This window comes from Nocardia sp. NPDC101769, from assembly GCF_044766925.1.
Taxonomy (GTDB): Bacteria; Actinomycetota; Actinomycetes; order Mycobacteriales; family Mycobacteriaceae; genus Nocardia.
Genome location: NZ_JBIWMX010000001.1, coordinates 564,570 through 587,981, shown reverse-complemented (window position 1 = coordinate 587,981; position 23,412 = coordinate 564,570). Strand labels below are relative to the sequence as shown.

General features: G+C 67.6%; 26 protein-coding genes. 17 read left to right on the top strand and 9 right to left on the bottom strand.

The annotated features are described in order from the left end of the window. Nucleotides 1-135: 135 nt before the first annotated feature. Complete coding sequence (locus ACIRRA_RS02415) at nucleotides 136-453, top strand: hypothetical protein (RefSeq protein ID WP_402761976.1); 318 nt, start codon at nucleotides 136-138, stop codon at nucleotides 451-453. Here the strand turns inward: ACIRRA_RS02415 and ACIRRA_RS02410 are convergent. Continuing rightward, nucleotides 446-1,063 (bottom strand): TetR/AcrR family transcriptional regulator, encoded by a 618-nt coding sequence (locus tag ACIRRA_RS02410; protein WP_402761973.1) that lies wholly within the window; start codon nucleotides 1,061-1,063, stop codon nucleotides 446-448. The two genes, ACIRRA_RS02415 and ACIRRA_RS02410, sit on opposite strands and share 8 nt — an antisense overlap. 79 nt (nucleotides 1,064-1,142) lie before the next feature. Between ACIRRA_RS02410 and zapE the strand changes: the two genes are divergently transcribed. The 9 genes from zapE to ACIRRA_RS02365 all read left to right on the top strand — a co-directional run bounded on the left by zapE (nucleotide 1,143) and on the right by ACIRRA_RS02365 (nucleotide 10,137). After that, nucleotides 1,143-2,093, top strand: a complete 951-nt coding sequence (gene zapE / locus ACIRRA_RS02405; RefSeq protein ID WP_402761971.1) for a cell division protein ZapE — start codon at nucleotides 1,143-1,145, stop codon at nucleotides 2,091-2,093. A gap of 221 nt (nucleotides 2,094-2,314) precedes the next feature. After that, nucleotides 2,315-3,481, top strand: coding sequence for a glycosyltransferase family 4 protein (locus ACIRRA_RS02400; protein ID WP_402762260.1), 1,167 nt, complete (start codon nucleotides 2,315-2,317; stop codon nucleotides 3,479-3,481). Further along, nucleotides 3,481-4,947: a UDP-glucose dehydrogenase family protein gene (locus tag ACIRRA_RS02395; RefSeq protein ID WP_402761968.1), complete on the top strand. Its 1,467-nt coding sequence runs from the start codon at nucleotides 3,481-3,483 to the stop codon at nucleotides 4,945-4,947. The genes ACIRRA_RS02400 and ACIRRA_RS02395 overlap by 1 nt, the downstream gene beginning before the upstream one ends. 385 nt (nucleotides 4,948-5,332) lie before the next feature. Further along, entirely contained in the window at nucleotides 5,333-6,274 is a 942-nt protein-coding gene (locus ACIRRA_RS02390; protein ID WP_402761965.1) for a DUF4129 domain-containing protein, read from the top strand. Nucleotides 6,275-6,323: 49 nt separating this feature from the next. Continuing rightward, nucleotides 6,324-6,827 carry a hypothetical protein gene (locus ACIRRA_RS02385; protein ID WP_402761963.1) on the top strand — a complete coding sequence of 168 codons (504 nt, stop codon included), beginning with the start codon at nucleotides 6,324-6,326 and terminating at the stop codon, nucleotides 6,825-6,827. Between the two features lie 20 nt (nucleotides 6,828-6,847). Then, entirely contained in the window at nucleotides 6,848-7,810 is a 963-nt protein-coding gene (locus tag ACIRRA_RS02380; protein WP_402761960.1) for an AAA family ATPase, read from the top strand. A gap of 7 nt (nucleotides 7,811-7,817) precedes the next feature. Then, nucleotides 7,818-9,092 carry a DUF58 domain-containing protein gene (locus tag ACIRRA_RS02375; RefSeq protein WP_402761958.1) on the top strand — a complete coding sequence of 425 codons (1,275 nt, stop codon included), beginning with the start codon at nucleotides 7,818-7,820 and terminating at the stop codon, nucleotides 9,090-9,092. Beyond that, nucleotides 9,089-9,544 (top strand): hypothetical protein, encoded by a 456-nt coding sequence (locus tag ACIRRA_RS02370; RefSeq protein WP_402761955.1) that lies wholly within the window; start codon nucleotides 9,089-9,091, stop codon nucleotides 9,542-9,544. The genes ACIRRA_RS02375 and ACIRRA_RS02370 overlap by 4 nt, the downstream gene beginning before the upstream one ends. Nucleotides 9,545-9,591: 47 nt before the next feature. Next, the gene (locus tag ACIRRA_RS02365) at nucleotides 9,592-10,137 is read left to right on the top strand and encodes an RNA 2'-phosphotransferase (protein WP_402761952.1); all 546 of its coding nucleotides are present in this window, start codon (nucleotides 9,592-9,594) and stop codon (nucleotides 10,135-10,137) included. Nucleotides 10,138-10,158: 21 nt separating this feature from the next. On the opposite strand, the gene ACIRRA_RS02360 is transcribed toward ACIRRA_RS02365, so the two are convergent. The 3 genes from ACIRRA_RS02360 to kstD form a co-directional block, all read right to left on the bottom strand. Next, complete coding sequence (locus tag ACIRRA_RS02360; RefSeq protein WP_402761949.1) at nucleotides 10,159-10,506, bottom strand: hypothetical protein; 348 nt, start codon at nucleotides 10,504-10,506, stop codon at nucleotides 10,159-10,161. 364 nt (nucleotides 10,507-10,870) lie between these two features. Then, entirely contained in the window at nucleotides 10,871-11,731 is an 861-nt protein-coding gene (locus tag ACIRRA_RS02355) for a MaoC/PaaZ C-terminal domain-containing protein (protein WP_402761946.1), read from the bottom strand. A gap of 266 nt (nucleotides 11,732-11,997) precedes the next feature. Continuing rightward, complete coding sequence (gene kstD / locus ACIRRA_RS02350) at nucleotides 11,998-13,716, bottom strand: 3-oxosteroid 1-dehydrogenase (protein WP_402761943.1); 1,719 nt, start codon at nucleotides 13,714-13,716, stop codon at nucleotides 11,998-12,000. A 152-nt stretch (nucleotides 13,717-13,868) separates the two neighbouring features. On the opposite strand from kstD, the gene ACIRRA_RS02345 reads away from it, so the two are divergent. The 5 genes from ACIRRA_RS02345 to ACIRRA_RS02325 all read left to right on the top strand — a co-directional run bounded on the left by ACIRRA_RS02345 (nucleotide 13,869) and on the right by ACIRRA_RS02325 (nucleotide 17,515). After that, entirely contained in the window at nucleotides 13,869-14,654 is a 786-nt protein-coding gene (locus ACIRRA_RS02345) for a 2-keto-4-pentenoate hydratase (protein WP_402761941.1), read from the top strand. Nucleotides 14,655-14,712: 58 nt separating this feature from the next. Then, nucleotides 14,713-15,621: an acetaldehyde dehydrogenase (acetylating) gene (locus tag ACIRRA_RS02340; protein ID WP_402761938.1), complete on the top strand. Its 909-nt coding sequence runs from the start codon at nucleotides 14,713-14,715 to the stop codon at nucleotides 15,619-15,621. Nucleotides 15,622-15,633: 12 nt separating this feature from the next. Beyond that, on the top strand, nucleotides 15,634-16,722 hold the full coding sequence (gene dmpG, locus ACIRRA_RS02335; protein WP_402761935.1) for a 4-hydroxy-2-oxovalerate aldolase: 1,089 nt from the start codon (nucleotides 15,634-15,636) through the stop codon (nucleotides 16,720-16,722). Between the two features lie 167 nt (nucleotides 16,723-16,889). After that, on the top strand, nucleotides 16,890-17,105 hold the full coding sequence (locus tag ACIRRA_RS02330; protein WP_402761933.1) for a type II toxin-antitoxin system VapB family antitoxin: 216 nt from the start codon (nucleotides 16,890-16,892) through the stop codon (nucleotides 17,103-17,105). Further along, nucleotides 17,102-17,515, top strand: coding sequence for a PIN domain nuclease (locus ACIRRA_RS02325; protein WP_402761931.1), 414 nt, complete (start codon nucleotides 17,102-17,104; stop codon nucleotides 17,513-17,515). Before ACIRRA_RS02330 ends, ACIRRA_RS02325 begins: the two co-directional genes overlap by 4 nt. 97 nt (nucleotides 17,516-17,612) lie before the next feature. Here ACIRRA_RS02325 and hsaB read toward each other — a convergent pair whose 3' ends face one another. Genes hsaB through hsaA form a run of 4 tightly spaced genes read right to left on the bottom strand, consistent with a single transcriptional unit; the run spans nucleotide 17,613 to nucleotide 21,213 of the window. Continuing rightward, nucleotides 17,613-18,197, bottom strand: a complete 585-nt coding sequence (gene hsaB, locus ACIRRA_RS02320; RefSeq protein WP_402761928.1) for a 3-hydroxy-9,10-secoandrosta-1,3,5(10)-triene-9,17-dione monooxygenase reductase subunit — start codon at nucleotides 18,195-18,197, stop codon at nucleotides 17,613-17,615. 38 nt (nucleotides 18,198-18,235) lie between these two features. Next, the gene (gene hsaC, locus ACIRRA_RS02315; protein ID WP_402761925.1) at nucleotides 18,236-19,135 is read right to left on the bottom strand and encodes an iron-dependent extradiol dioxygenase HsaC; all 900 of its coding nucleotides are present in this window, start codon (nucleotides 19,133-19,135) and stop codon (nucleotides 18,236-18,238) included. Between the two features lie 2 nt (nucleotides 19,136-19,137). After that, entirely contained in the window at nucleotides 19,138-20,040 is a 903-nt protein-coding gene (hsaD, locus tag ACIRRA_RS02310; protein ID WP_402761922.1) for a 4,5:9,10-diseco-3-hydroxy-5,9,17-trioxoandrosta-1(10),2-diene-4-oate hydrolase, read from the bottom strand. 3 nt (nucleotides 20,041-20,043) lie between these two features. Next, complete coding sequence (gene hsaA / locus ACIRRA_RS02305) at nucleotides 20,044-21,213, bottom strand: 3-hydroxy-9,10-secoandrosta-1,3,5(10)-triene-9,17-dione monooxygenase oxygenase subunit (protein WP_402761919.1); 1,170 nt, start codon at nucleotides 21,211-21,213, stop codon at nucleotides 20,044-20,046. Nucleotides 21,214-21,412: 199 nt separating this feature from the next. On the opposite strand from hsaA, the gene ACIRRA_RS02300 reads away from it, so the two are divergent. Together ACIRRA_RS02300 and ACIRRA_RS02295 are read left to right on the top strand one after the other, a co-directional pair. Then, a complete protein-coding gene (locus ACIRRA_RS02300) occupies nucleotides 21,413-22,618 on the top strand; it encodes a Rieske 2Fe-2S domain-containing protein (protein ID WP_402761916.1) in 1,206 nt (401 codons plus the stop codon). Next, nucleotides 22,618-22,947, top strand: coding sequence for a hypothetical protein (locus tag ACIRRA_RS02295; protein WP_402761914.1), 330 nt, complete (start codon nucleotides 22,618-22,620; stop codon nucleotides 22,945-22,947). The genes ACIRRA_RS02300 and ACIRRA_RS02295 overlap by 1 nt, the downstream gene beginning before the upstream one ends. A 42-nt stretch (nucleotides 22,948-22,989) precedes the next feature. On the opposite strand, the gene ACIRRA_RS02290 is transcribed toward ACIRRA_RS02295, so the two are convergent. Beyond that, nucleotides 22,990-23,400, bottom strand: coding sequence for a cupin domain-containing protein (locus ACIRRA_RS02290; RefSeq protein ID WP_402761912.1), 411 nt, complete (start codon nucleotides 23,398-23,400; stop codon nucleotides 22,990-22,992). Nucleotides 23,401-23,412 lie beyond the last annotated feature (12 nt).

Sequence of the window (23,412 nt, the reverse complement as noted above, 5' to 3'; positions counted from 1 at the left end):
GTTACGGGGGTTGTCCCGAGATATCCGGACATGGCGTCGCGTTCCCCGAAAAGGGTGCGGCTAAGCGAGATTCGGTGGCGGTTACCGGCGGAGGCGTAGATTGGGGCGCAATTCGTCTGTGGGGAAGGGATCGCGATGACCTTGCGGGAACGGTTGAACGAGCTGCCGGCGATGGGGAGCGCGCCGGTGTACGGGGAACCGCACGAGACCTCCGACGGGACCACGATCATTACTGTCGCTGCCGTGAGTGGATGGCGCGGGTCGCGGCCGATCGGCATATTCGTCATCCGCAACGGTGAGGTCAAATGGGAGCCGGCCGTGGACGGCTCCCGAATCGCGACCCTCGGTGTCCTCACCGGCCTGATCGCCGCGACCCTCGGCACCTTGGCCGTGGTCAAGCAGCCGCCGTGGCCGAACATGCGCATCTGGGATATCCGCTACCGCGCTAGCTGATGACCCTGAACTGGGTGGCCAGTACGGCCGCCAGCTGATTCACGCTTTTCGCGGTGCCCGGCGCGAGACCGATGCGGGCCCCGGCGAAGCGGTCGAAGACCAGGCCCTCGAGGACGGCGATGAAATCGGCTGCGGCAGTGGCCGGATCGGATGCGCCGAGGGTTTCGAACAGGGCGGTTGCGTGCCGGTGCGAGAAGAGCGAGCTCGCGAGTTTGTCGTGCATTTCGGCATCGCCGAGCAGTTCGATGATGAGGGCGTGGCGGGCGATCAGGTGGTTGCGGCGTTGCCCCAGTAGGCGATCCAGCCAGCCCGCGATGCCGGCTGCCAGTCGGTCCCGGGCGCTGTCCGTGAGGGTTCCGGGTGCTCCCGTCGGCGCCGCCAGGTCCGCTTGCCCGGCCGCGAAGTCGGTGCGGGAGCGGGTGGCGATGCGGTCCACGATGGCCGCCACGAGGGCCCGTTTGGTGCGGAAGTAGTAGGACGTCGATCCCGCTGGGAGTTCCAGCGCGGTGTCCAGGGCGCGGTGGGTGAGGGCCCGGAGTCCTTGTGTGGCAATGAGATCGATGGCGCTGTCCACGATGAGGGTGCGCCGGTCGGGTGTGGAGGTGGTCACCTTTGCTCCTCTGCATCTCCGTGGTCCTCTACAACTATAGAGGAAGCTCTATAAGAGTAGAGGATGCAGGGAGGGTGTCATGGAAACGCCGGAGATCGTGCTCGATGCCGACCAGTGCTACGCCGCCGAGCGGCTGGACGCCATTGCCGAGCGGGTGGGCCGGAGGTGGCGGCGGCCGCGCGGGCTGTACCTGTACGGCGGTCCGGGGCGCGGCAAGACCATGCTCATGAACCGCTTCTTCGCATCGGCGTCATCGAATCGCAAGCGGCGCTACCACTTCCACGCCTTCTTCGCGCAGTTGAACGCCGGAATCCACGAGTACGGGAGTATCGACGCCTCGGTGGACGCGCTGCTCGGCGACGCGGATCTGATCTGCTTCGACGAATTCCATGTGCACGACTCGGGCGATGCCCGGCTGGTCGCGCGACTGCTGGACACGCTGTTCGCCCGGCGCGTCACCCTCGTGGTGACCTCGAACTATCCGCCGCAGGATCTGCTGCCCAACCCCCTCATGCACGGCATGTTCGTGCCGACCATCGAGCGCATCCTCGAGCACCTGGACGTGGTGGCGGTGGACGGGCCGCGGGACTACCGCACGCTCGGGGGTCGGCACACCGGCTTCGCCGCCGGGCACTACGCGGTCGGGGCGTGCCCGGTGAGCGGCGCGGTCGACCTGCCCGTCGCGCATCGGCGGTTGCATGCCCGAGCGCTGGAAAACGGGGAGCTCACCGTCGATTTCGCGGAGCTGTGCGGGATCCCGGTGTCGGCGGCCGATTTCCTGGGGCTCACCCGCGAGGTCCGCCGCTGGGTGGTGTGCGCGGTGCCGCCCATGGTGACGGTGCCGCCGGACTGGGTGATGCGTTTCGTGACTCTGGTCGACGTGCTCTACGACGCCGACCTGGAACTGTCGATCTTCGCCGACGTGCCGCTGGCGGAGCTGGGCGGTGTGATCGAGCGGGTCCCCGATCTCTATCGCACCCTCAGCCGGCTCGCGGAGCTGCGCGAACCGGCAAACCTCGAGTCTCGATAGCCGTTCGGCGAAGCCCCGGTGAACTGGCCGACTTGATCGACGCGCACGGTTCACGTGCCGTCAACGCGGAGGGGGTCTGGCGTTGCGGGCCGCTTCCTACCGTGGCGTCAGGAGCAGCACCGAACCGGAGGGGAACGATGCGAATCCGCGAGCAGGCAAGGGATTCCGCGCCGCGGAACCCGAGCATACCGAGTAGTCCCCATATCCGGAAAAGCGCCCGCCTGCGGGTGCTGGTCGTCGCCGAGTCCTTTCTTCCCCAGGTCAACGGCGTCACCAACTCCGTGCGGCGGGTGCTGGATCACCTGGCCGCCAAGGGTCACGAGGCCACGCTGGTGGCCCCGACCGGTCCCGGCAAGTACGCCGGGTTCCACGTGCACGTGGTGCGCGGGGCTCGGCTGCCCTTCTACCGGGATTTCCGGATCGGGCTGGAGACCCGCCGCCGGCTGCGCAAGATCATGCGCGAATTCCGGCCCGACGTCGTGCATATCGCCTCGCCGGCGACGCTCGGCTATCAGGCGGCCAAGGTCGCGAACGAGCTCGGGATTCCGACCGTCGCCATCTATCAGACCGATCTGGTGGGTTTCGCGCTGCGCTACGACCTGCCCGGCGGCGTCCGCGCCATGACCGCGCTGACCCGGCGCATCCACCTGCGGGTGGACCGCACCCTCGCGCCCTCCAACGCCAGCCTGCGCCAGCTGGAGCTGATGGGCGTTCCGGGACTGGGCCGCTGGCCGCGCGGGGTCGACCTGCAGCAGTTCGGCCCGTTCCGGCGGTCGGCGGAACTGCGAAAGCGCCTGGCCCCCAATGGCGAAGCGCTGGTCGGCTATATCGGGCGCCTCGCGCCGGAGAAGGAGCTCGAGCTGCTCGCCGCGTTGCGGCCGCTGCCAGGCGTCCGGCTGGTCGTGGTGGGCGGCGGCCCCGAGGAGAAGCGGCTGCGGAAACTGTTGCCGGACGCGGAATTCCTCGGCGTGCTGCACGGTGATGAACTCGCGGCGGCCTACGCCTCGCTGGATGTCTTCGTGCACACCGGACGCCACGAAACCTATTGCCAGGCAGCGCAGGAGGCGCTGGCCTCCGGTGTGCCGGTGGTCGCGCCCAAGTCGGGCGGCCCGATCGATGTGGTCACGCCCGGCACGGGTTTCCTCTATCCGCCCGGCGACGCCGAGGCGATGACCGAACTGGTGCGCCGCCTGGCCGAGGACCCGCGCCTGCGCGAGCAGACCGCGCAGAACGCGGTGCGCAGCGTGCGCGACCGGTCCTGGACGGCCGTCAACGATCTGCTCATCCGTCACTACCGCGAGGTGATCGCGGAACGCCTGCAGTCGGATTCGACTCTGCAGTCCGATTCGACGCGGGGCGAGTTCCCGGCCACCAAGGAGGCATCCTGATGCTCCGCATCTCCGTCATCGGCACCGGATACCTGGGCGCCACCCATGCCGCGGGCATGGCCGAACTCGGCTTCGACGTGCTCGGGGTGGACAGCAATCCGGCCAAGGCCGCGGCGCTGTCCGCCGGGCGGGTGCCATTCCACGAGCCCGGGCTGCCGGAACTGCTGGCCGGGCACGTGGCGGGCGGGCGGCTGCGCTTCGGCACCTCGCTGATCGAGGCCGCCGAGTTCGCCGACGTCCACTTCCTCTGTGTCGGAACGCCGCCCGGGGTGAACGGGGCCGCCGACCTGTCGCAGCTCTACGCCGCGCTGGACGGGCTGGTGCCGCACCTGACCCGCAACTGCCTGATCGTCGGCAAGTCCACGGTGCCGGTGGGCACCGCCGAGGCGCTCACCATGCGCATCGCCGAGCTTGCGCCGGAAGGGATTTCGGTCGATCTGGCCTGGAACCCGGAATTCCTGCGCGAGGGGCACGCGGTCTACGACACGCTGCACCCGAACCGCCTGGTCTTCGGTGTCACCACGCCGGACGCGGAATGGGCGCTGCGGCAGGTGTACGCCACGCCCATCGCCGCGGGCTCGCCGGTGGTGATCACCAACCTGCCGACCGCAGAGCTGATCAAGGTCTCCGCGAATGCCTTTCTGGCGACCAAGATCTCGTTCATCAATGCCATGGCCGAGCTGTGCGACCTCACCGGCGCGGACGTGACCCTGCTGGCCGACGCCCTGGGCCATGACGATCGGATCGGCCGCAGGTTCCTGGGCGCGGGCCTCGGCTACGGCGGCGGCTGCCTGCCGAAGGACGTGCGCGCCCTGATCGCCCGTGCCACCGAGCTCGGTGCGGGGGAGTCGGTCGACTTCCTGCGCGACATCGACGCGGTCAACCTGCGCCGCCGCGAGCGCGTGGTGCGGGATACCTTGGAGCTGCTGGGCGGCCACCGGCCGCAGGGCCGGGTCGGGGTGCTGGGTGCGGCGTTCAAGCCGCTCTCCGACGACGTCCGCGATTCACCCGCCCTCGATGTCGCGCAGCGGCTGCACGCGGCCGGGGTCGAGGTGACCGTATTCGACCCCGCGGCAACGGGTCCGGCGCGCGCCGTCGCCCCGCAGCTGGTGTTCGCCGCCACCCCGGCGGCCGCCCTGCACGAGGCGGATGTGGTCCTGCACCTGACCGAGTGGCGTGAATTCCGGGAACTGGATCCGGGTTTCCTGCGCACGGTCGCCCGCGGCCGGGTCATCATCGACGCTCGCAATACCCTCGACCCCGAGCCCTGGCTGGCGGCGGGCTGGGACTTCCGCGCTCTCGGCCGCCTGGTCGAGCCGCGCACCGTGGCCGGCCGCGTCGGCGCTCCGGCGGGAACCGCCTATCCGGCACCGGCGGTCCGGGAGCCGGTCGCCGAACCCGCTCGCGCCCTGGCCCAGCCCTCACCGCTGACCCGTCTGCGCGCCCGCGTCCGCCGCACCGCCTGATCGAGACGGTCGCGGACCGTCGACCGCCTTGCCCGGCGCGCGGTGTCGCCGGGCTGCCACGCCACCGGGGGTGCGTGCTTCCGGCCTCGAATGCGCCGAAGGGCCGGGCGGCCCGCCCGCCTCGCGAGACCGGCCTGCCCCCGTTGTTGCCGCGATCTTGATCTATGCCCCGGATCGTGCACGGATGGTGATAAGTGGGGTTGCGGCGGCGGCGTCGGCTTCGACCACGATGACCTGGGTTTTCGGGTCTGGTGCGGGATGCCGTGCAGGTTGGGGATTTATGCGCGGCGGGTATGTGATTCCAGCTTCTCGATTTTGGTCCTGACGGACCACTCGGCATGTAACTATGTGCCTGATTTCTGCTGGACTCTGGTTAGGAGTGCTCGTGACTGGGGTGGGGATGGTGGCAGCGCGCGCGATCGCATTGATCGGGCTCGTGATGCTGGCTGTCGTCGCACTGCGCGGGCACATTCCGGGAACCGGAGGACCCGCCGCGCCACATCCGTCGTCCGCGGTGTCGCTGGCCTTGATGCCGGTGCTGCTGCTGGTCTCGATGGTGATCCTGGTGGCGGGTGTGATCAACAGCCAGCATCGCCTTCCGCTCGCCATGCCAGAACCCGATCGCGAATCCGCGGTGCGCGTGCCGGGCCTGCGGCGGCTCGGGCTTCTGCTGCTGGTCGGGATCGCGGCCATCGCGCTGATCGTGACCGCGGTGCTGTCGGTGTACCTGGTGACGCCGGCGCGGCAGACCCAGGTGGTGACGCCGCCGACCGTCTCCACCACCGGAACCGCCCCGCAGCCCCAGGAGACCGTGGCACCGCCGGAGGAATCGGTCCCCGAGCCCACCCTCACCGGAACCGCGCTGCTGCTGGTCGGAATCACCGCCGGGGTGCTGGTGCTGATCGCCATGACCGGCCTGGTCGTGGTGGCGGTGAGCTCGAACCGGCGGCCCTCGCTGGAGCGCACGCCATTACCGCAGCCCACGGACACCGAGGCGGTCTCACTGGCCAAGGTCGCCGAGATGGGGTTGGCGGCCATGATCGCGCCGGGCCAGGATCCGCGCACCGCCATCATCGCCTGCTACGTCGCCATGGAACGCGGTCTGGCGCAGGCGCGGGAGGTTGCCCCGCTGGCCTCGGACACCCCGTCCGAGGTGCTGGCGCGGGCCTTCGACCGCGGCTTCTTGCACGACGCGTCGGCCCGCGAACTGGTGGCCCTGTTCGAGGAGGCGCGGTTCAGCCCGCACTCCATGCTGGAGTGGCAGCGGATGCGCGCCGAGCAACTGCTCCGCATCGTGCTGGCCGATCTACAGGGGCAGGCGGCATGAAAGACGCTGTGGCAGTGTGGATCTCGCGAGGTCGAACGGGGGTCCGGCCATGAATCGGAGCGCGATCGTGGTGGGCGCGGTGGCGCTGGTCCTCCTGTTCGAGCTGCTCGCCCTCGGTGATCAGCGCGAGCATCTGGTCGCCCTCACCGCCGTTCCGGTGGCCGCGGCGCTGGGACTGCTGCTGTGGTCGATGGTGGAGCGGTCGCGCCGGCTCGCCCCGCCCGAACCGGACGACAACGACATCGACAACGGCCCCGTCGAGATGCTGCGCCGCTGGCAGGCGCGCGCCCAGATGCTGGCCGACCGCTCCGAGGGTTCGCGCGCCGACTGGGATCGGCACCTGCGGCCGCTGCTGGCCAAGGAATTCGAACTGACCAGCGGGCACCGGATGGCCAAGAACCGGCGTGCGCTGGAAGTGGCGGGACAGCTGCAGTTCGGGCCCGAGCTGTGGCGCTGGGTGGACCCGGCGAACTCGGCGCCACGTGATCAGGTCAATCGAGCACCCGGCCGCGAGGCCCTGGACGAAATCCTGCGCCGACTGCAGAACATGTGAGATGAGATGCGAGACATGCGATGACATCACCGATGGACGTGACCATCAAGCGCACCGATGCGGTGCTGCGTGAAGTATCCCGGGTCGTGGTCGGCAAGCGGGACGAACTGCAGCTGATCATGATCGCGGTGCTGTCCGGGGGCCACATCCTGATCGAGGACCTGCCCGGACTGGGCAAGACCCTCATCGCGCGATCCTTCGCGACCGCGCTCGGGCTGAACTTCACCCGTGTGCAGTTCACCCCGGACCTGTTGCCCGCAGACCTCATCGGGTCGACGATCTACGACATGCATTCGGGTCGTTTCAGTTTCCGGCGCGGCCCGGTCTTCACCAATATGCTGCTGGCCGACGAGGTCAACCGCACCCCGCCCAAGACCCAGGCCGCGCTGCTGGAGGCCATGGCCGAGGGGCAGGTCTCCATCGACGGCGAAACCTTCCCGCTGCCACAGCCTTTCATCGTCTTCGCCACCGACAACCCGATCGAGTACGAGGGCACCTACCCGCTGCCCGAGGCCCAGCTCGACCGCTTCGCCATGCAACTGCGGCTGGGCTACCTGTCGGAGACCGACGAGATGAACATGATCCGCCGCCGCCTGGAACGCGGGTCACAACCCGCCCAGATCGGGCAGGTGGTGGATGCCGACGGCCTGCTGGAGATGCGGCAGTCGGTGGAATTCGTGACGGTGCACCCGGATGTGGTGGGGTACGTCGTCTCGCTCGCCTCGGCCACCCGCGGGCATCCCCAGGTGGAGGTCGGCGCGAGCCCCCGCGCTGAACTCGACCTGGTGCAGATGGCCCGCGCCCGGGCCCTGCTGCACGGCCGCGACTACGTGGTCCCCGAGGACGTGAAGGCGCTCGCGGTGCCGGCCATGGCCCATCGCATCACGCTGCGCCCCGAGATGTGGGTCCGCCGCATCCGTGGCGAGGACGTGATCTCCGAACTGCTGCGCCGCCTGCCGGTCCCACGCGCCACCCAGGCCTGAGGCGCGTATGAAGCATCGCGACACCAGTACGGCGGTCGAGGCCGAATTGCGCTGGCGGCCCGCACCGTTGGTGTTCATGCTCGCCGCGGTGTCCGTGCCCGCCCTGGTGCTGGCGCTGGTACTGGGAAAGTGGCAACTGGTGGTGTTCGCCGCGCCCATGCTCGGGGTTCTGGCCACCGCGCCGCTGCAGCAGTCCCGCACCCGTATCCAGGTGGACGGGGCGGGGGTGCTGCGCTGCTTCGAGACCGAAGAGGTGGTGCTGACCGCCGCGGCGTTCGTGGAACGCGGGCACGCGCTGCTGCGGCTGCATCCGGAACCCTTGCAGAGCATGGAGATCCACGTCGAGGAGACGGTGGACTCCGGGACCGCGCCCGCCGGGCTGCGGCTGGCGCTGTCGGCTCCGCGGTGGGGCCGATATCCGGTGCCGATGCGGGTGACCGCGCTGAGCCCGGCCGGGCTGGCGGTGGCCTCGGTGCGCTTGCGTGCGGGCGAGGTGTACGTCTATCCGATCACCGATCCGCAGCGGATGCGCCTGCCGCGCACCGAACTTCCCGAACGGATGGGTACCCATCTCACCCGGCGGGCCGGGCCGGGCGTGGAGTACGCGGATATCCGCGTGTATACGCCGGGGGATCAGCTGCGCACAGTGAACTGGCCGGTGAGTGCGCGGCGCGGCCAGCTGTTCGTGACCGAGCGCTTCACCAACCGGGCCGCGGATGTGGTTGTGCTGGTGGACACGTCGATGCAGGCGCCCGGGCCCGCGTCGGACTCGCTGGAGTTGTCGGTGCGCGGTGCCGCCCAGGTGGCCCAGTCCGCGCTGCAGGCGGGCGACCGCACGGCCGTGGTGTGCCTGGGCCGTACCCCGCGCTGGCTGCGACCGGATATCGGCCGCCGCCAGTTCTATCGCATAGTGGACGCCGTGCTGGATGTCGGTGACGAGCACATCCTCACCGAGGGCACGCTGGCGCCGCACGCCGCGGTGCCCATCGGGGCGGTCATCGTCGCCTTCTCGACGCTGCTCGACACCCAATTCGCCCTGGCCCTCATCGATCTGCGCAAGCGCGGCCACGTCGTGGTGGTGGTCGACGTGCTGCGCGGAACGCCGTTCGGCGACGGCCTGGATCCCACCCTCGCGCGCATGTGGCAGCTGGAACGCACCTCCATGTATCGCGATATGGGCACCGTCGGCGTCGACATCGTGCCCTGGCCCGAGGACACCCGCCTCGATCAGGTCATGCGCCTGCTGCCCGAACACCGCCGCACCGTGAGGGTCCGCCGATGACCAAGTTCCTCGCCGTGTTGTCCGGGCTGCTGCTGGCGGGTGCGGTGGCCATCGTGCTGCCGTGGGCCGCGATATCGGTGATCATCCTGGCGGTGGCCGGCTGGCGCTGGCGGGTGTGCGCGGTACTGGCGGTGCTCGCGGCCATGGCGGCGCTGGCCTGGGTCGGGACCGGGGCCCTGGTGGCGGGCGGCATCGGGCTGGTCGCGACCACCTACCTGCTGAACACGGCTACGGTGTCGGCTCCGGTGGGCGTGGTGCCGACGACGATTCCGTCGGTGGCGGGCGCACTGGTGTTCACGGTGGCGGCGGGGGCCGCGACCGTGCTGCCCACCGGACTCACCTGGGTGCCGATCCTCGCGCCGTTCACCGTGATCGCGTTGTACGCCTTGCTGGTTCGCGGACTGACGGACGACCGGACCGGCGGCCGAGCCGAGCACACACCCGGCGGCTGAGGCGAAAATCGCTTCGAATCCGGCTGTGGGGCTGGTTCACTCGCGCCATGGACGAACAACAGATGATCAAGGCCTCGAAACGGCTGTCGAGGCATCTACGGCACGCCCCCGAGGCCATCGGCATCGAGCTGGACCCGGCCGGGTGGGTGGACGTCGCTACGCTGCTGCCGGCGCTGGGCCGGCACGGGCGAGCGCTCTCGCGTCCCGAACTGGACGAGGTGGTGGCGCGGAACAACAAGCGCCGCTTCGAATTCGATGCGACGGGGACCCGGATTCGCGCGAGTCAGGGGCACAGTGTCGACGTTGACCTGGAGTATCGGGCGACCGTACCGCCCGCGGTTCTCTACCACGGCACCGTTGCCGCGGCCCTGCCCGGAATTCGCGCCGAGGGGCTGAAGCCCATGCGCCGCCACGACGTTCATCTGTCGGCGGATACGGAGACCGCCGTCAAGGTCGGGGCACGACGTGGCAGACCCGTGGTACTGACCGTGGCTGCCGGCGCGATGCACCGCGACGGGCACGAATTCCGGGTCAGCACCAATGGGGTCTGGCTGGTGGCCGCCGTCCCGCCCGGATACCTGTCCGGACTATGAGCGGGGCGGCCGCCGCGGCGACTACTGGAGGGCGGGGGGCATGCGGGTCGGCTTGATGCGGCCGGCGTCGATGAGCGCCCGGAATGCCGCGGCTTTGCGCGCGCACTCCGCAACCGGGCAGCGACGGTGCTGCTGCATGGTGCGATGGGCTTCCTGGACGCTCAGCGGGTGATCCGGGGCCAGGTGCGACCAGGCGGAGGCGTCAGGGGTTGCCAGCGCTGATACGCTGCGTTCCTTGTTGATTCGATCGCGGATCCGTTCTACGGAGAGTCTGTTCGGATCCTGATGGGGGTGGTGCAGGCTCGTGATGGTGACGGCCATGATCACGAGCGTTGCTAGAGTGGCCGTGAACACTTGCCAGGCGGCCATTTGTTCACCTTCTCTGTGTCTTTCAGTCGTAGTCAGCTAGATATTCGATTGGTTAGCCAGATATTCACCGTATTCCTGAAGACGTTACGCCTCCAGCGCGTCCTGGGTCAGGATCAATCGAATTTCGGCCGCTTTGAGCAACTCGGCCGTCACCGATCCCGCTGTCGCGCTGAAGGTTTGCGGCCATCCCGATATCCGGTATGCGGCATATGGCCGGATTGCGGTGTCACCCACCGGGTCTCGGCCCGCGAATCAGCGCGCATTCCCCGCACACCCTGCCCAACAAGATCAGGGAGCTCCCACCGGGGGAAATCTGTCCGATTTCCCGCAGTGAGAGCTCCCTGATCTTGAAGCCCTGTTCGGGTTACGAGTGGGTGAGGACCACGTCCGCGAGGACGGGGGCGTCGTCGCGCTCGACGACGGTGACCGCGATGACGAGTTCGCCGTCCTGCTGCCAGATTCGGGAACGCAGGGTCTCACCGGGATACATGACGCCGGCGAAGCGGGCGCGGAAACCCTTGACGCGGGACACATCCGAGGACAGGACGGTGTCGGTCGCGGTCTTCAGGACCAGGCCGTAGGTGCACAGGCCGTGCAGGATCGGGTTGGGGAAGCCGGCATTGCGGGCGAATTCGGGATCCGAGTGCAGCGGGTTGCGGTCGCCGCACATGCGGTAGAGCAGCGCCTGCTGCGGCAGGGTGGGGGTCAGGACCTCGAAATCCGGTGCCCGGTCCGGAAGTTCGGTCTTCGCACTGGGGCCGCGGTCGCCGCCGAAACCGCCCTCGCCTTTGGCGAAGATGGAGGAGCGCGACGTCCAGAGAGGTTCGCCGTCGGAGCCGACGGCGGTGTCCTCGCGCCAGATGACGGCGTTGGAGCCCTTGTCCCAGATCTCGCTGATCCGGCCGGCGATGCTGCCCTTGCCGGAGGCCGGGATCGGGCGGTGCACGATGATCTCCTGGCTGCCGTGCACGACCTTCGCCAGATCGATGTCGATGCCGTCGAACTTCACCTTGGGCGGCTCGGTCTCGTGGAAGGATGGCGCGACGGTCGCGAAGGACGGCAGCACCTGCGGCTCGCGGTCGTCGACGTAGCGCAGCTCGGCGGCGTCGGTCCAGCGGTTGCCCGCGCCGAGCGCCAGGTTGTAGGTCTGCACATCACTGGCGGACCAGCTGAATTCGCGCGCGGGAATCTGCGCGCCGAGCGCGACACTCAAATCGATGGGCATGAAAGGTTCTCCTCGTCACTCGCGTCCGATGGTCCGGCGCGGCTCGTCTCCCCGCAAGCCGCCGCCCCGCTGACCGGGTCGCGCTCGAAAGTCTGGTTCCCGGCCCGCCGCCGGAAAGAGCGTTCGCGGCGGCGGGCACGGGCTGTTCAGTTGTCCGCGCCCCGCCTGGATAGAGCGGTACGACGGGGCATACGGGGGTGGGTTGGGCGCGGACTCGACGTGACCCGACTCGCGCCCAACCCGATCCTGAACCGGGTTGGGACGGTTCAGGACGCTTCTTGGGACGGCACCGTCTCGGCCACCGGCGCGCCGTTCTTCGCCTTGGCGGCGATATCGAGGGCGGCCAGGTAGCCGAAGGTGATGGCGGGGCCGATGGTCGCGCCGGGACCGGCGTAGGTGTGGCCCATGACCGGGGACGAGGTGTTGCCGGCGGCGTACAGGCCCTCGATGACGGTCCCGTCCTCGCGCAGTACGCGGGCATCGTTGTCGGTGACCAGACCGCCCTTGGTGCCCAGGTCGCCGGGGACCATCTTCACCGCGTAGAACGGGCCGACCTCCAGCTTGTTCAGGCACGGGTTCGGCTTGATGGTCTGGTCGCCGTAGTAGCGGTCGTAGGCGCTGTCGCCGCGGTTGTAGTCGAGGTCCTTGCCGGTCGCGGCGAAGCCGTTGAAGCGCTCGATGGTGGCGGCCAGCTTGTCGGCGGGAACGCCGATCTTCTCGGCCAGTTCGGCCACCGTGGGCGCGACGACGATCAGGTCGTTTTCCATCCAGCGGGACGGAATCCGCTGGCCAGGCTGCAATCCGGCGAAGATGTAGCGGGATCGGTAGCGCTGATCGAACACCAGCCAGCACGGCACGTTCTCGCCCGGACCCTCACCCTGCCCGTATTCGCCGCCGTACATGGTGTGCACAGCCTCGACGTAAGGAGCGGACTCATTACCGAATCGCTGACCTTGCGTATTGATCATGATGCTGCCGGGCAGATTCCGCTCCGCGAGGCAGAACCAGGGCTTTCCTTCACCGCGGAAGGTGGTCGGACCCCACCAGGCGTCGTCCATGAAGTCGATGTCCGCGCCCGCCGCGATACCCGCCCGGATGCCGTCGCCGGTGTTGGCGGCCGCGCCCGTGGTCCACTCGGTGGTGATGGGCTCGCGCTGGTACTTGTGCCGCATGTCGGCGTTGTGCTCGAAACCTCCGCTGGCCAGGATGACGCCGTACTTGGCGTTGAACCGGACGGCCTGCCCGTTCTCCTCGGCGTCGACGCCGGTGACCACGCCGTTGTCGATCACCAGTCCGGTGAGCGGGGTGTTCAGCAGCACCGGCACATTCGCGTCCAGCAGGCCCTTGCGCAGGCCGGCGATGATGGCCTGGCCCATGCCGACCAGCGCCTTGCCGGTGACCTTGCCCCACGCCCAGCGGGTGCCGACGCGCAGCACGCGCGCGATGCCGACCGGGTGGCGGCGAATCAGGTTGAGCTTCTTGTAGTCCGCCTGCATGACGACGACATTCAGCGGCGCCTTGCTGTAGGCCGGCTCCAGCTTGAAGCGCTCCTCGCCCAAGACTTTGAGGTTGAACGGCTTGGGCTCGCAGCTGCGGCCGTCCGCCTTGCCGCCCGGTGCCTCCGGGTAGTAGTCGGAGTAGCCGGGTACCCAGGTCATCTTCAGGGCGGAGTGGTCGAGCACGTAGTCGAAGGCTTCGGCACCGCGATCGATGTAGGTGTCGATCTTCTCCTTCGGCACCACGTCGCCGATGATGCTGTACAGGTAGGTGCGCGCCTCGTCGAGGTCGTTCCCACGGCCCGCGGCCTTCAGCACCTTGTTTCCGGGAATCCAGACGCCACCGCCCGATCGCGCGGTAGAACCGCCGTAATGAGCGGCCTTTTCGATGAGCACCGTGCGCAGACCGTGGTGCGCAGCGGTGAGGGCGGCGGACATACCGGCGGCACCGCTGCCGACCACCACCACGTCGTAATCCCGATCAGTCATGTAGAACACGTTATAGAATCGATCCTGGTTTGGTCTATGTTGGTCTGGCAGATGGGACTGCTGAAGCGACGTTATTCACAAAAACTCGTTTCAGTTTCTAGTCTCGTTACTGGATGGCCACCGGCCGGTACCCCCGATGGAAGGAACACAGCGTGCTGACCGACGCGCTACGTAAGGAACTGGCCGACGAGCTCGCGGCGGCCGAGCGGACCCGGGTTCCGATCGATCCGCTGGCTGTGCGGCATCCCGAGATCGACGTGGTCGATGCCTACGAGATCCAGCTCATCAATATGCGGCAGCGCTTCGACGGCGGCGCCAAGGTCGTGGGCCACAAGGTGGGCCTGTCCTCCAAGGCCATGCAGCAGATGATGGGCGTGGACGAACCCGACTACGGGCACCTGCTCGCGGAAATGGAAGTCTTCGAGAACGTTCCGGTCGACACCTCCAAGTACCTGTATCCGCGCGTCGAGGTCGAGGTCGGCTTCATCCTGGGCGCCGATCTGCCCGGCGAAGACTGCACCGAGGAGGACGTGCGCAAGGCCACCGTCGCCTACGCGCCCTCCATCGAGCTCATCGACACCCGCATCAAGGACTGGAAGATCGCGCTCTGCGACACCATCGCCGACAATGCGTCCTCCGCCGGATTCGTACTGGGCAAGCAGCGGGTCTCGCCGGACCAGCTGGATATCAAGAACATCGACGCCGTGCTGACCCGCAATGGCGAGGTCATCGCCGAGGGCCGCTCGGACGCCGTGCTGGGTGACCCGACCATCGCGGTGGCGTGGCTGGCACGCAAGGTCGCCTCCTTCGGGGTGCGTCTCAAGGCCGGTGACATCGTGCTGCCCGGCTCCTGCACCCGCGCCATCGACGCCCGCCCGGGCGACGAGTTCATCGCCGAGTTCGCCGGACTCGGTTCCGTCCACCTGGGTTTCGCGTAGACCTGAGCCAATCAGGCGGCGTCGCACAGACACTGACCTCACCGAGTAGGAGAAAGCCGTGACTGCAAGCAAAGTCACCGCCGCGATCGTCGGGTCCGGCAATATCAGCACCGATCTGCTGTACAAGCTGCTGCGTTCGGAGAAGATCGAGCCGCGCTGGATGATCGGCATCGACCCGGAGTCCGAGGGCCTCAAGCGCGCCCGCGGGCTGGGCCTGGAGACCTCCGCCGAGGGCGCGGACTGGCTGCTGGCGCTGCCGGAGAAGCCGGACCTGCTGTTCGAGGCGACTTCCGCGTACGTGCACCGGGCGTATGCGCCCAAGTACGCCGAGGCCGGGATTCGCGCCGTCGACCTCACGCCCGCCGCGGTCGGCCCGGCCGTGATTCCGCCGGTCAACCTGGACTCGCTGCGTGACGAGCTGAACGTCAACATGATCACCTGCGGTGGTCAGGCGACGATTCCGATGGTGCACGCGGTCTCCCGCGTCGTGCCGGTCGAGTACGCCGAGATCGTGGCGTCGGTGTCGTCCGTGTCGGCCGGTCCGGGTACTCGCGCGAACATCGACGAGTTCACCAAGACCACCTCCGCCGGTGTCGAGACCATCGGTGGCGCCAAGCGCGGCAAGGCGATCATCATCCTGAACCCGGCCGAGCCGCCGATGATCATGCGCGACACCATCTTCTGTGCCATCCCCGAGGATGCGGATCGCGACGCCATCACCGAGTCGATCCACCGGATGGAGAAGTCCATCCAGGAGTACGTCCCCGGTTACCGGCTGCTCAACGAGCCGCAGTTCGACGAGCCGTCGCTGGTTTCCGGTGGCATGGCGAAGGTTTCGATCTTCGTCGAGGTCGAGGGCGCGGGCGACTTCCTGCCGCCGTACTCGGGCAACCTCGACATCATGACCGCCGCCGCCACCCGCGTGGGTGACGTGCTGGCCGACCAGATCATCTCGGCTCGGGTGTAAGGAGTTCCGACAGTGAGCAATTCGACCGCGGCGAGCCGCGCAAACAACTCTGTTCTCAAGCCGTTCTCCGCTGATCTGGACATCCGGGTCACGGACACCAGCCTGCGCGACGGCTCGCACCACAAGCGGCACCAGTTCACCGTGACCGAGGTCCGCGACATCGTCGCCGCCCTCGACGCGGCGGGCGTGCCGGTCCTCGAGGTCACCCACGGTGACGGCCTGGGCGGTTCCTCGTTCAACTACGGTTTCTCGAAAACCCCTGAGCAGGAACTGATCAAGGCCGCCGCGGAGACCGCCAAGCGGGCCAAGATCGCCTTCCTCATGCTGCCGGGCGTCGGCGTCAAGGAAGACATCAAGATCTCGCAGGACAATGGCGCGAGCATCTGCCGCATCGCCACCCACTGCACCGAGGCCGACGTCTCGATCCAGCACTTCAACATGGCCCGCGATCTCGGCCTCGAGACCGTCGGCTTCCTGATGATGGCGCACTCCACCACCCCGGAGAACCTCGCCAAGCAGGCTCGCATCATGGCCGACGCGGGCTGCCAGTGCGTGTACGTCGTCGACTCCGCCGGTGCGCTGGTGCTGGAGCAGGTCACCGACCGCGTCTCCGCCCTGGTCGCCGAGCTCGGCAATGACGCGCAGGTCGGCTTCCACGGCCACGAGAACCTGGGCCTGGCGGTCGCCAACTCGGTCTACGCCGTGCGCGCCGGCGCCACCCAGATCGACGGCAGCGCACGCCGTTTCGGCGCGGGCGCGGGCAACCTCCCCGTCGAGGCGTTCATCGGCGTCTGCGACAAGCTCGGCATCAAGACCGGCGTCGACTTCTTCGCCGTCACCGATGCCGCGGAAGACGTTGTCCGCCCGGCCATGCCGAGCGAATGCCTTCTCGACCGCCAGGCCCTGATGATGGGCTACGCGGGCGTCTACTCCTCCTTCCTCCGCCACGCCGAGCGCCAGGCCGAACGCTACGGCGTCTCGGCTGCTGAAATGCTCGTCCGCGCCGGCCAGCGCAAGCTGGTGGGCGGTCAGGAAGACCAGCTCATCGACATCGCCCTGGAACTCCAGCGTGAAAAGGAAAAGTCAGCCGCCAACGCCTGACCTTCGACCCCACTGGGCCGCGACCGAACACGGTTGCGGCCCAGTGCTTTTCGGAACCCGTCTAATGATCGATCGGCGACATGACCAGCGCTTTTCGTTGATCCACTTATCCTTGATGTATCTGGCTTGATATCATCGATTCAGGTTCGTATATCTGGAGGTGGCTCATGGCTCGGACTGTGATCGACCTTGACGATCAACTGGTGGCCGACGCGTCGAAGGCGCTCGGTACAGCGACGAAGAAGGACACCGTGAATGCGGCCCTTCGAGAAGTTCTCGAGATCCGCCGCCGCGCGGTAGCGCTGACGCGACTACAGGAAGCGGTCGCCGATGGGGCGATCGATGTGGAGATGTTCGAGGACAAGCGGAACTATCGCCGGTGAACGGGGCCCAGTTCCTCATCGACACGAGCGCCTTGGTTCCGCTGTTGCGTCAAGAGCCGGACGGGGTGGTTTGGCAGCGCGTCGCCGCCGCAGGGCTGATCGCGATCTGCCCGATCACCGAACTCGAGTTCTTCTACAGCGCGCGTTCGACCGCCGATCGTGAGTTCCTGATCGAGCAGATTCGAATCCTCTTCGGCTGGGAGCCGGTTGACGATCGTGCCTACCAGCGGGCGTGGGAGGTGCAGGGCGAGTTGACCAGTCGAGGGCAGCACCGTGGCGCGGGGCCGGTCGACCTCGTCGTCGCGGCAACCGCCGAACTCAGGGGGCTGACGCTGCTGCACCGTGATCTCGACTTCGAATGCATCGCAGCAATCACTGGCCAACCTCATCGTCGATTGGGAACACCCTGATCGAGGGGTTGCTCTCGCCGCCACAGATGCAAAGTGCCCCTGTGGATGAATTCCACAGGGGCACTTTTCTATCGCCTGGGTTCTGGAGGAACCCGACTCACAGCCACGTATCGAGAGTGGTGGTCGTGAGGAAGTGTTCGAGGTCCGCGCGCCAGGGCGCGGGCGTCGTCTTCTCCGGTTCGATGGCCGTGTACTGGCCCCGGTAGAAGAGCAGCGGCCTGCCGGAGTCGGTGGACTCCGACAGGGCCTGGACCCGGCCGATCACGATGTAGTGATCGCCGCCGTCGAGCACGTTGTCCACAGTGCACTGGATCGTGGCCAACGCGCCGTCCAGCACCGGGAGGTCCAGTTCCGAGGTGTGCCAGTCGATTCCGGCGAACTTGTCGGGTTCGCGGGAGCCGAAGCGGGCGCACACCGGCTGTTGCTCCTCGGCGAGCATGTTCACGGCGAAGCTGCCGTTGCGTTCGATCGCCGCCCAGGAGCGGGACTCCTTGGTGGGGCAGAAGAGCACCAGCGGCGGATCGAGGGACAGGGCGGCGAACGACTGGCACGCGAAGCCGATGGGGGCCCGCGCGCCGTCGACGCCGTCGAAGGTGGTGATGACGGTGATGCCGGTGCAGAACTGCCCCAGCACATTCCGGAACTGGCGCCCGTCGATGACGGGATCCGCGTCGGTGGTCATGTCCTCAGTCAATGTTCGGCCGCCCCTGTTCGTTCTCGCTACTTGAATCCGACGCTGAAGTCGTGGCCCCACAGGCTGACCGCGGTGGATTCCCGCGCGATCCACGAGTGGTCGTCGACTTCCAGTCCCTCACAGCCGAATTCGATATCGAACCCGCCCGGCGTCTTCATGTAGAAGGAGAGCATCTTGTCGTTGATGTGCCGCCCGAGGGTGGCCGACATCTTCACCTTCTTGCGGTTGGCGCGGTCCAGGCAGAGGCCGACGTCGTCGGAGTTCTCCACCTCGACCATGAGGTGCACGATGCCCGTCGGGTTCGGCAGCGGCAGGAACGCCAGCGCGTGGTGGCGCGGGTTGCAGCCGTAGAAGCGCAGCCAGGCCGGGTCGCCGTCGGCGGGACGGCCCACCAGCTGCGGAGGCAGCCGCATGGAGTCGCGCAGCCGGAAGCCCAGCACGTCCTGGTAGAACGCCTGTGCCGCAGCGTCGTCCGTGCAGGTGAGGACCACGTGGCCCAGGCCCTGCTCGGCGGTGACGAACTTGTGGCCGTAGGGGCTGACGAAGCGGCGGCCCAGGTACTGCGCGCCGTAGAACGCCTCGAGGGTGTTGCCGGCCGGATCCTGGAACCGGATCATGCCCTCGACCCGGCGCTCGCCGAGCTCCTCCTTGGTGCCCTCGGTGAAGGCGACCCCGGCCTTGGACAGGGTCTCGCGCAGCTGCTGCAGCCCGCGGGCGTCGGTGACCTCCCAGCCCGAGACCAGCAGCCGGTCCTGCTCACCGGGGACGATCACCAGTCGCGCGGCGAAATCGTCCATGCGCAGGTAGAGCGCGTCGGGGTTGAGCCCGTCGCCCTCCATCATGCCGAGCACCTTGAGGCCGTACTCGCGCCAGGCCGCCATATCGGTGGCCTCGATGCGCATGTAGCCGAGCGCCTTGATAGTCATGCTCACTTCTCCTTGACGCCGAGCAGGAAGTCGGTTGCCAGGCGGTTGAATTCGTCGAACTTCTCCAGCTGTGCCCAGTGTCCACAACCGCCGAAGACATGCAACTGCACGCGGGGCACCATCTTCAAGGCGACCAGGGCGCCGTCGATCGGGTTGACCCGATCCTCACGGCCCCAGATCATGAGCACCGGCTGCCGCAGCTTGAACGCGTCGCGCCAGATCATGCCCTTGGCGAAATCCGGTCCGGCGAAGGACTTGCCCATGGCGCGGGTGGCGGCCAGCGACTCCGGCTGCGAGGCCGAGGCGAAGCGCTCCTCGACGAGTTCCGGCGTGATCAGCTTCTGGTCGAAGACCATGATCCGCAGGAACGCCTCCAGGTTCTCCTTCGTGGGTTCGAAGTTGAACTTGGACAGCAGCTTCACGCCCTCGGTGGGGTCCGGCGCGAACAGGTTGGTGGACAGGCCGCCCGGGCCCATCAGCACCAGCTTGCCGGCGCGGTCCGGGTAGTCCAGCGCGAAGCGGGTGGCCGCGCCGCCGCCGAGCGAATTGCCCAGCAGGTGTACGCGTTCGGTGATGCCGAGGGTGTCGAGCAGGTCCTTCAGCGCCGAGGCCGAGTGCACGAAATACTGCGGGTGCTCGGTCGGCTTGTCGGACCGGCCGAAGCCGGGCTGGTCGACCGCGAGGACGTGAAAGTCCTCGGCCAGCACCGGAATGTTCTTGGCGAAGTTGGACCACGAGGACGCGCCCGGACCGCCGCCGTGCAGCAGCACGATGGTGGGGCCGTTGCCGACCCCGGCCTCGTGGTAGTGCAGCTTCAGGTCCGGCCGCACCTGCGCGAAGCGCGAGGTGGACTCGTAGGTGATTGCCGCGGCGGGCCGCGAAGTGTCTTCAGTCACTGCGGTCATGGATTACACCATCGTGTCGGTGATCGGGAGACCGAAGGCGTGCGTGCCGAACATGGCGTAGGCGCGCTCCGGATCCTGTGAGGCGTGCACGCGTCCGGCGTGCGCGTCACGCCAGAACCGCTGCAGCGGAGTGCCTTCCACGAGCGCGGTGGCGCCGGAGGCCTCGAACAGGCGGTCGATGGAGGCGATCACGCGGCCGGTGGCGCGCACCTGGTCGCGGCGAGCGGCCACCCGCAGGTCGAACGGAACTTCCTTGTCCGCCAGGATGTACGCGTATTCCTCGGCGATATTGCCGGACAGCTGACGCCAGGCGGCGTCGATGTCACTGGCGGCCTCGGCGATGCGCACCTTGCCGAACGGGTCGTCCTTGGCCTTCTCGCCCGCGTAGGCGGCCCGGACACGCTTGCCCTGGTGCTCGACGTGGGCCTCGTAGGCGCCGTAGCCCATGCCGATGATCGGCGTGGTGATGGTCGCGGGGTGGATGCTGCCCCAGGGCATCTTGTACAGCGGGTCGGTATTCTGCTCCAGGCCAGGCGATTTCAGGTCGCCCATGGTCTTCATGCTGAGGAAACGGTGCCGGGGCACGTACACATTCTCGACCACGACGGTGTTGGAGCCGGTGCCGCGCAGGCCGACCACGTGCCACACGTCGTTGATCTTGTACTCGCTCCGCGGGATCAGGAACGAGCCGAAGTCGACCGGCTTGCCGTTCTTGATGACCGGGCCGCCGACGAACACCCAGTCGGCGTGGTCGGAGCCGGAGGACCAGGCCCACGAACCGTTGACGATGTAGCCCTCGCCGTCCTCGGTCACCACGCCCGCGCCCATCGGGGCGTAGGAGGAGGAGATCCGGACCTCGGTGTCGTTGCCCCACACCTCTTCCTGTGCGCGCTGGTCGAACAGCGCCAGGTGCCAGTTGTGGATGCCGAGGATGCCGGCGCACCAGCCGGTGGAGCCGCACGCGCTGGCGATCTTGCGGACGGTGTCGTAGAAGATCACCGGGTCGCAGGCGTAGCCGCCCCACTGCTTGGGCTGCACGAGCTTGAAGAAGCCGGTCGCCTGCAGATCCTTGACGGTCTGGTCGGGAAGGCGGCGCAGATCCTCGGTCTCCTGGGCGCGCTCACGCAGGGTCGGCAGCAGCGCCTCGACCCGCTCAACTACTTCTTGCGTCATCTCGCCAGTTGCTCCTGCCTGGTGCTGGTACGGGAAGCGGTCTTCGTTTGCCCCTGAGAGTAGAACACGTTCTTATTCCTGTCGAGAACGCAATACAAGCGCAGCTCAGAGCGCCCCCATCCTGGTAGTTGGATGTATCGCTGGCCAACCGCGAGCCAATTTTGTAACGTGTTCTAGTACATCCATAGGAGGATCAACGATGGCGACAAGCGCCCAAGGGCCCCGCGGGAAGGTCCGCGAGATCGACGTGGGCTCGACGCCCACCCGCTACGCCCGGGGTTGGCACTGCCTCGGCCTTGCCAAGGACTTCCGTGACGGCAAGCCGCATGCGGTCAACGTATTCGGTACCAAGCTGGTCGTCTTCATGAACAGCCAGAACGAACTGAAGGTACTGGACTCCTACTGTCGTCACCTGGGCGGCGACCTCTCCATGGGTGAGGTCAAGGGCGACTCCATCGCGTGCCCGTTCCACGACTGGCGCTGGGGCGGCGACGGCAAGTGCACCGGCATTCCCTACGCGCGGCGCGTGCCCCCGCTGGCCCGCACCCGCGCGTGGATCACGCTCGAGCGCAACGGTCAGCTGTTCGTCTGGCACGACCACGAGGGCAACCCGCCGCCGGACGAGGTGACCATCCCGTACATCGAGGGTCCCTACACCAATGCCGACGGCAGCTCGTCGGAGACGCTCAACGAGGGCTGGACCGACTGGACCTGGCACTCGCTGCTGATCGAGGGCTCCAACTGCCGCGAGATCATCGACAACATCGTGGATATGGCGCACTTCTTCTATATCCACTACGCCTTCCCCACGTTCTTCAAGAACGTGCTCGAGGGTCACGTCGCCACCCAGTACCTGGAGACCAAGGCCCGCCCGGACATCGGCAACGCGGCCAAGGCCGGCATCGATGTGCTGCTCAAGTCCGAGGCGTCGTACTTCGGGCCGTCGTACATGATCAACCCGCTGCTCAACATCTACAGTGGCTTCGAGGTCAAGACGGTCCTCATCAACTGCCACTACCCGGTCACGCAGAACTCCTTCATGCTGCAGTGGGGCGTCTCGCTGGGGAAGCCGAAGGGGCTGCCCGAGGAGCAGGCGCAGATGTTCGCGGCCAAGATGACCGAGGGCGTCAGCGAGGGCTTCCTGCAGGACGTCGAGATCTGGAAGCACAAGTCCAAGATCGACAACCCGCTGCTGACCGAGGAGGACGGCCCGGTCTACCAGCTGCGCCGCTGGTACGACCAGTTCTACGTCGATGTCGCCGACGTCGACCCGAAGTCGGTGCAGCGCTTCGAATTCGAGATCGACACCTCCAAGGCCAACGAGGCCTGGGGTCTCGAGGTCGAGGAGAACCTGCGGAAGAAGCGGGAGGCCGACGAGGCCGCCGCGCAGGAGGCGAACGTCTGATGACCAGCTGGGCGAAGGCACCCGATTTCGCGGACCGTCCGGAACAGCGAGCACAGGTGCGCGCCCAGACGGTCCTCGACAAAGAGCACTACATGGAGTCGGGGCTGACGCCGATCGCGTGTCAGACCTGCGGCACCGAGGTGCTCGTGCGTAAGCACAGCCACAATCAGAAGACGGTGCAGTGGACGGTCGATCCGGCCGTGCACTGCCCGGTCTTCCGCAAGCTGGCCGAGTCCGGGCCGACCACCGGTAAACCGGACTCCTGCCCGAACCTCGAGAAGACCATCGACCATGCGGTCGCGGAGGGTCTGCTCGGGATCGACGACTGAAGATTCGGGATCGACGACCGACGGCTCGGCTCCGAAAGTAGCTCAGTCGAGCCGGAAGTCGGCGAAATCGAAACCGGGGGAGACGACACAACTCACCAGCACGTAGTCGTCACCCGCGGGACGGGCGGCCTGGCTGATTCCGCCGGGAACCACCGCCTGGGGGCGTTGCCCCTGCTCGACATCGGGTCCGAGGACGATCTCCTCACCCCCGATGTTCAGCAGCAGGGGACCACCCCGGTGCCAGAACCAGATCTCGTCCGACGTCACGGTGTGTGGCGCGGACTTCTCGCCCGGTAGCAGCAGGAAATAGATGGCCGTGCCGGTCGCGCGCGGGCCCGGGTAGCCCTCCGGCTCGAATTCCACTGCGCTGCGCCAGGTTTCCCGATACCAGCCGCCCTCGGGATGCGGCACCATATCCAGTTCAGCGGCCAGCTTCGGACGGTCGTCGCTCATGGTCCCCACTGT

Excerpts from the sequence above, each read along its gene's own strand:
- ACIRRA_RS02415 (WP_402761976.1), top strand. The coding sequence starts at position 136 with ATGACCTTGCGGGAACGGTTGAACGAGCTGCCGGCGATGGGGAGCGCG.
- zapE (WP_402761971.1), top strand. The coding sequence starts at position 1,143 with ATGGAAACGCCGGAGATCGTGCTCGATGCCGACCAGTGCTACGCCGCC.
- ACIRRA_RS02395 (WP_402761968.1), top strand. The coding sequence starts at position 3,481 with ATGCTCCGCATCTCCGTCATCGGCACCGGATACCTGGGCGCCACCCAT.
- ACIRRA_RS02385 (WP_402761963.1), top strand. The coding sequence starts at position 6,324 with ATGAATCGGAGCGCGATCGTGGTGGGCGCGGTGGCGCTGGTCCTCCTG.
- ACIRRA_RS02380 (WP_402761960.1), top strand. The coding sequence starts at position 6,848 with ATGACATCACCGATGGACGTGACCATCAAGCGCACCGATGCGGTGCTG.
- ACIRRA_RS02375 (WP_402761958.1), top strand. The coding sequence starts at position 7,818 with ATGAAGCATCGCGACACCAGTACGGCGGTCGAGGCCGAATTGCGCTGG.
- ACIRRA_RS02370 (WP_402761955.1), top strand. The coding sequence starts at position 9,089 with ATGACCAAGTTCCTCGCCGTGTTGTCCGGGCTGCTGCTGGCGGGTGCG.
- ACIRRA_RS02365 (WP_402761952.1), top strand. The coding sequence starts at position 9,592 with ATGGACGAACAACAGATGATCAAGGCCTCGAAACGGCTGTCGAGGCAT.
- ACIRRA_RS02360 (WP_402761949.1), bottom strand. The coding sequence starts at position 10,506 with ATGGCCGCCTGGCAAGTGTTCACGGCCACTCTAGCAACGCTCGTGATC.
- ACIRRA_RS02355 (WP_402761946.1), bottom strand. The coding sequence starts at position 11,731 with ATGCCCATCGATTTGAGTGTCGCGCTCGGCGCGCAGATTCCCGCGCGC.
- kstD (WP_402761943.1), bottom strand. The coding sequence starts at position 13,716 with ATGACTGATCGGGATTACGACGTGGTGGTGGTCGGCAGCGGTGCCGCC.
- ACIRRA_RS02330 (WP_402761933.1), top strand. The coding sequence starts at position 16,890 with ATGGCTCGGACTGTGATCGACCTTGACGATCAACTGGTGGCCGACGCG.
- hsaB (WP_402761928.1), bottom strand. The coding sequence starts at position 18,197 with ATGACCACCGACGCGGATCCCGTCATCGACGGGCGCCAGTTCCGGAAT.
- hsaC (WP_402761925.1), bottom strand. The coding sequence starts at position 19,135 with ATGACTATCAAGGCGCTCGGCTACATGCGCATCGAGGCCACCGATATG.
- hsaD (WP_402761922.1), bottom strand. The coding sequence starts at position 20,040 with ATGACCGCAGTGACTGAAGACACTTCGCGGCCCGCCGCGGCAATCACC.
- hsaA (WP_402761919.1), bottom strand. The coding sequence starts at position 21,213 with ATGACGCAAGAAGTAGTTGAGCGGGTCGAGGCGCTGCTGCCGACCCTG.
- ACIRRA_RS02300 (WP_402761916.1), top strand. The coding sequence starts at position 21,413 with ATGGCGACAAGCGCCCAAGGGCCCCGCGGGAAGGTCCGCGAGATCGAC.
- ACIRRA_RS02295 (WP_402761914.1), top strand. The coding sequence starts at position 22,618 with ATGACCAGCTGGGCGAAGGCACCCGATTTCGCGGACCGTCCGGAACAG.
- ACIRRA_RS02290 (WP_402761912.1), bottom strand. The coding sequence starts at position 23,400 with ATGAGCGACGACCGTCCGAAGCTGGCCGCTGAACTGGATATGGTGCCG.